Source organism: Ferroplasma sp. Type II, from assembly GCF_000496155.1.
The window spans coordinates 1-6,204 of sequence record NZ_KI542808.1 but is presented as its reverse complement, the minus strand read 5'-3'; the positions used below and the strand labels follow the sequence as shown (position 1 = coordinate 6,204).

Below are 6,204 nucleotides of genomic sequence, written 5' to 3'. Positions count from 1 at the left end.
AGATGAGGGCCGACGAGGGCCTTAACAAGTATGACAAGGAGTCTCTGGGTTTATTATCGGCGATGCTTGTGAGGGACTACAGGAGCGATGCAAGGATAGGCATCAAGGCACTGGAAATCATCGGCAGGCTGAACAAGTGGGACGATGATTCCGTAAGAACTGCACTGAAGCAGGCCTATGTGGAAGTGGAGGGCGAAACACTGAAGAACCTTGGAGACCGGGACTTATTGATACTGGCAGCCCTGATCAAGAACCAGGATACTAACAGGGCATATTCCGAAGTTTCAGCGTCAGGCAACATGCTCCTCAGAGGAGTGAGCAAGTCAACGTTCTTCCAGAGCGTGAACTACCTGCAGAATCTTGGTCTCATCACGCTCATCAAGAAGAAGATAGGCAGATATTATACAATGGAGTCACAAATATTATTATCGGATGAGTCTATTGTATCTGGAGAGCTAAGAAAGAGGCTATGAGCATGCTAAATGAGGTTATTTTGCGCGAACACATTTACCAACAAGTGATCAAGACCAGGTCTGCAAAAGACCTTTTCGACCTCTTCAAGATATTAGGTTATCCAGAGGGCGTTATTCTAGACCCATCCTCAAAAAGGAAAAAATCGGACTTTGATTTTAGAAAGGAGGATGAGGAAAGGATCAAGGAGATATTCTCAATTTTGAGTTTTGACAAGAACTTACCTGTTTTCCTGCTGGAAACAACCTCGTTACACCCATCTTTTGTGAGGTCGGTAGCAAGTACCTTCGATAAACAATATTTGCAGTTTTTATTAATTTTCACAACAGATTACTCCGAAATCTCTTTTGTTTTCCCAGATAAAGAGAAGATAGAAGCGGGGAAACACAAACTGAAGCTGACGAAACTGACCCTTGATAAAGAGGATATAAAGAGCAAAAGGGATTATTACAGTGTTATCCAGACACTTGCAAACATGGAATATGAAGATAAAGCAAGTTGGAGAGAGGTGTGGAGAAAGTGGAAAAAGGCCTTTAGCGTTGAAAGAGTGACAGAGGAATTCTTTGAACGTTACAAAGAGGTTTTCTTCAAATTAAGAGAGGAATTGCATAAGCAGAGAATTCCCAGTAAGGAATCTCACGAATTTACTCTGCAATTCCTGAACAGGATAATGTTTATTTATTTCATCTCAAAGAAGAATTGGCTGGAAAGGTCGAAATTTGTTGATTGGCTATGGTCTTCTTACAAAGAGTTTGGGAAATTTAACTCGAACGAATTCTACGAAGAATGGCTCAAGCAAGTATTTCTAAAGGCATTTAATAATCGTTCAAACGAGATTAAAGGTCTGCCGGATGAGGTCCTAAAGGTAATTTCAAATGTACCCTATCTGAATGGAGGCCTATTCAGAGAGAACGAACTTGACAATTTAAATATTAAGATTACAGATAGTATGTTCAAGGAGATTCTCAAATTCTTTGAATCGTACAATTTTACAGTTAAGGAAGACATGCCCCTTGAGTCAGAGGTTGCAGTTGACCCCCAAATGATCGGTTACGTTTACGAATCATTAGCGAAGGTAGCAGAAGATATCTATGCCCCAGACGAAGATTTGAGAGGCAAGTGGGGTATATTCTATACTCCAAGAGTTGAGGTATACTTCATGTGCAGGAGAAGCCTAGTTGAATACTTATCAAAGAACTTATCTGAAATCCCAAAGGAGAAATTTTACCATTTAATCTTTGACCCAATAGAAGAGAGAGACAAAGTGGAAAGTTGGTTTTCCAAAGGTGATTTGTGGAGGAAAGTAGAGGATACTCTAGACAACTTATCTGTGGTTGACCCCGCCTGTGGTTCGGGTGCATTCCTTGTAGGGATGCTGAACGTTGTAACGGAACTTTACAAGATGGTTTACAAACATATAGGAGGAAGTCTGGACGACTTTAAAATAAAGAACAGAGTCATACAATACTCTCTCTATGGTGTAGATGTGATGCCCTGGGCAATACACGCTGCTGAATTGAGACTTTGGCTGCAACTTACCGTGGAGACAGATTTCAAAAAGGATGAATTAAGACAGCATCCTCTCCTCCCAAACCTAAATCTTAACCTCAGAGTTGGAGATTCCCTTGTTCAGGANATCGGTGGAGTAAGTTTCAATCTAAGGACGAATAATTTGAAGCCTCACCTGAAAAGAAAACTCGAAGACCTAAAGCAGGAAAAGAGAAAATATTTCGAAAACTCTTCAACTGCGAAGTTCAAAACGCCCGAAGAGGTCAACGAGGAAGAAATTAGACTTTTTGAAAAGATTATAGATGAAAGAGTTGAAAGCCTTGAAGCGGAGATCCAAGTTTTGGAAAAGAACGTAAAAATGGCTAAATCTCAGGTCACATTAGCCGGAGAAAATATAACAGATGAAAAGAGGGTCGAGGAAAACGAGGAAAAAATCGAAATTAACAATAAAGAAATTGAGAAATTGAAGAGCGTAAAAGAGCGCCTAAAAGACCCGGAAAAGAAGCCTTTTGTTTGGGACATTGATTTTGCAGAAATATTTGCTGAAACGAAAGGCTTTGATATAGTGATCGGAAATCCACCTTATGTTAATTACAAGAAAATATCCCCTCCAAACAAAGAAAAGGAAGAAATAACAGAAGAGGATAAGACTGAATATAAAGATAAATTAATCCAAGTACTCAAAACAAGATTTAATCTAATAGGAAATTTGGATAGAACTAACGATTATTATATATATTTTTACTTCCACGGATTGAGTCTTCTAAACAAAAACGGCACCTTCTGTTTTATAACCTCAAATGCTTGGCTAGATGTTGATTATGGCAAAAACCTCCAGGAATTTTTGGTCAAATATGTTCCTATCATTGCAATATACGACAATCCAATAAAGGCTTTTACCCACGCCGATGTAAATACTATCATAGCTTTATTTGGGTCTCCTGAAGTTAAGCAGAGAAGTCTAAATGATTGGACTTCTGGGATGAATGGAGGTAATGAGATAATATGGCCTCGGATCAAGAATTTAGCTAAGTTCGTTATGTTCAAAAAACCATTTGAAGAAGCCATATCTACTCAAAATCTCATTGCTCTTGAAAATATAAAACAAAAAACCGAAGGGAAGAATATTACTGAGTTAGTTAACAATGTAGTTAATGAAAATGATTATAGAGTATTTCCAATAGTACAAGAAGATTTGCTTGAAGATGGCTGGGAATACCCGGATAGATACAGTGGGAAAAGATTCGGTACTGGTACCTATGGAGGTAATAAATGGGGCGGTAGATTTTTACGGGCACCAGATATTTATTACGCTTTAATAACCAAAGGTCAACACACATTTGTGAAATTGGGAAGTATGGCCTTTATAAGAACTGGTGTCAAGGAAGGTGGCTATAGTGATTATATCCGCCCAAAGTCAAAAATTAAAGAAGAAGACGTTGACAAGTACCTTCCGATCCTAAAAAATGTGAAAGAGCATAATCATATATTGATAACTACAAGTGACTCTTTCATAGTAAAAGATATAAATAAATTCAAAAAAGTGATTGAAAACAGAAGATCTCCAATATTATGGCTTGCGGGTCGTGGTTCTACTCATAAATGCTATTTCAATCCTAATAAATTTTCGTTTAGTGGAAACTTTATCGGAATAGAACCAAACATCCGTGAAATCACGGAATCTTTAACCGGATATTTAAATTCAACTATTTGCATTCTAATTTCAGAAGTTGAGGGGCGAAGTAAGGGCATCGGTGGTTCTGCTGCCGTGTTTAGTAAAACTGATTTGAAAAGCCTTGAAGTGTTTGAGGAGAAAAAATTGACAAAAGAATTCTCTAGTTGCTTCGATAAGATTAAAATAAGAGAGATGAAAACAATTTTCGAGGAGTGTGGTATGGATCCGAACAAGCCAATTCGGGAGCAAGAACCAAAACCTCTTCCTGATAGAGCAGAACTTGACAATATCATCTTCAATGAACTTGGTTTAACTCAGGATGAGAGGAAAGAGGTATACTGGTCAGTTTGTGAGCTCGTTAAACAGAGGATCGACAAGGCGAAAAGCTTGAAAGGTGAAAAATAATGAAATCCATGACCGTGGAAGTAAACCCGGAAGTTATTAAGTGGCTCAGGGAAAGCTCTGGTTGGAGGATAGAGGAAGTAAGCAAGAGATTAGGAACTAGTTCTGAGACAGTATTAGATTTTGAAGCAGGAAAAAGGTCACCCACCTTAACGCAACTAAGTGAAATGTCTAAATCATTTAAACGACCCATAGCCTCATTCTTTTTGCCCAAGCCTAAACAAGATAAACCTTTACCAAAGGATTACAGATTTATCCCGAATAAAACAGGTATTTTCGATAAAAAAACCATTCTGGCAATAAGAAGGTCGCGAAGCCTTCAGAGTATAAGCAGAGATCTTTCCGTCAACATAAGATACGAAACAGAAACAAAGGCTGAAAAGGCTAAATTATCGGAAGATCCCGATTCGATCGCAAGAAAATATAGAGAATTGTTCAGCCTGAGCTCTGAAAAACAGAGGAAATTCAAAGATGCTTACAAATTGTTTGGTTATTTGAGAGATGTCCTTGAAGATTCAAACGTTCTGGTCTTCCAGTTCTCCATGCCTATCGAAGATGCAAGGGGCTTTGCATTAGCAGACGAATCCCCATCCATTGTTGTAATTAATTCAAAAGACAGTATAGAAGCAAGGCTGTTTACCCTAATGCATGAATTCGGGCACATTCTTCTTGGTGAAACAGTAATAGATATTCCTGACGAATCTCTGGTAAATAGGGACAGCATAGAAAGGTGGTGTAATACATTTTCGGCATCGTTTTTACTGCCGAAGCAATCAGCTGAGGAGTTATTTAAAGAATATCAAGGCAGATTAGTGGAAACTGAAACTCTAAACTCTTTGTCCAGAAAATATAAAGTCAGCAAGGCTGTGCTTTTGGTTAAGATGCTGGAACTGAATTATATTTCAAGGCAGGAATTCGATAATGTACTGGCGAGATATGTGCCAAAGGAGGGTGAGAAGAAGACCAAGGAGAAAAAGAAGAAGATAGGGGTAACCTCAGATCAGAGATGCCTCTCGGAGATGGGCAACAAGTTCGTCTCTTTGGTAGCTAACAATTTCGATAAAGATTTCATAACATACAGTGATGCCCTGAGTTATTTGTCAATCAAATCAAAGAACTTTGATAAGGTTCTGGTGAAAGCGAGAAAATGACCTCAAATATCTATATTATGGATTCTTCTTCGCTGATTGAGCTGAACAGGCACAATCCGATTGATGTATTTCCCAGTGTATGGAAGAATATGGAATCCTTGATCAGTAAAGGTCTTCTGGTAGCCCCTACAGAGGTACTTTACGAAATAACGGAAAGAGATGATCAGCTGGCAAAATGGGCCAAAACACAAACCAGCTTTTTTCGTGCACCCACACAGAAACAGATTGAAATTCTGAAGGGCATATTAAAAGCATATCCATCAATGGTAAGGGAAGACAGGAAATATGATGCGGATCCATGGGTTATTGCTTTAGCCATAGAGATGACAACGAATTCCCAGCAAACACTGACTCCAATAAAGAGGATAGTGGTTACAGAAGAAAAACTGAGAGGGGAAAAAATCAGAATCCCTTACGTTTGCCAGAAATACAACATAGATTCAATCGACATTATAGAAATGTTCAGGATAGAGGGATGGAAATTTTAGGGTGATAATGTGCCACTACAAAAAGAGATAATTGATAATAGCGAAGGAAACAAGTTGGTCAGCTTTCTAAACAGCACTTTGAAAGAGAATGCCAATACGAATCTCGATATAGCAACTGCATTCTTCAATATAGAAGCTTTTGCAATGATTAAGGACAACCTGCACGGGTTTACGAGATTCAGGCTTCTGCTCGGCAAGACTCCGGAAATCCAGAATGAAAAAACCCTTGGTGATGTTCTTTTAGAAGAGATCCGGAAAGAAGTTGAAGGGTTTGACTTAACCAGGGAAGCAGATTCCACCGTGAGACTGTTCATCAAGTTCCTGGGAAGAGAAAACGTCGAAGTAAGGCTGTTCGAGAAATTCCTTCATGGAAAAGCGTACATCTTTGATGACAGAATCGTAATAGGGTCATCGAACTTTACCGCAGCGGGATTGACAAGATATGGTGAGCTGAACACGTGGCAGCAGCAGTCCCAGGCAGTCTACACAAGAAAGGAATGGTTCGAGA

General features: G+C 39.0%; 5 protein-coding genes. All 5 read left to right on the top strand.

Annotated elements, in window-relative coordinates; genetic code table 11:
* Positions 1-473: AAA family ATPase (locus AMDU4_RS12685; protein WP_021788337.1), on the top strand; the 473-nt coding region annotated here is incomplete at its 5' end.
* A gap of 44 nt (positions 474-517) precedes the next feature.
* Positions 518-4,060, top strand: coding sequence for an Eco57I restriction-modification methylase domain-containing protein (locus AMDU4_RS12680; RefSeq protein ID WP_290705366.1), 3,543 nt, complete (start codon positions 518-520; stop codon positions 4,058-4,060).
* Positions 4,060-5,208 (top strand): XRE family transcriptional regulator, encoded by a 1,149-nt coding sequence (locus AMDU4_RS12675; protein WP_021788335.1) that lies wholly within the window; start codon positions 4,060-4,062, stop codon positions 5,206-5,208. Before AMDU4_RS12680 ends, AMDU4_RS12675 begins: the two co-directional genes overlap by 1 nt.
* Positions 5,205-5,696: a DUF4411 family protein gene (locus tag AMDU4_RS12670; protein WP_021788334.1), complete on the top strand. Its 492-nt coding sequence runs from the start codon at positions 5,205-5,207 to the stop codon at positions 5,694-5,696. Before AMDU4_RS12675 ends, AMDU4_RS12670 begins: the two co-directional genes overlap by 4 nt.
* A gap of 9 nt (positions 5,697-5,705) precedes the next feature.
* Positions 5,706-6,204: phospholipase D-like domain-containing protein (locus AMDU4_RS12665; RefSeq protein ID WP_021788333.1), on the top strand; the 499-nt coding region annotated here is incomplete at its 3' end.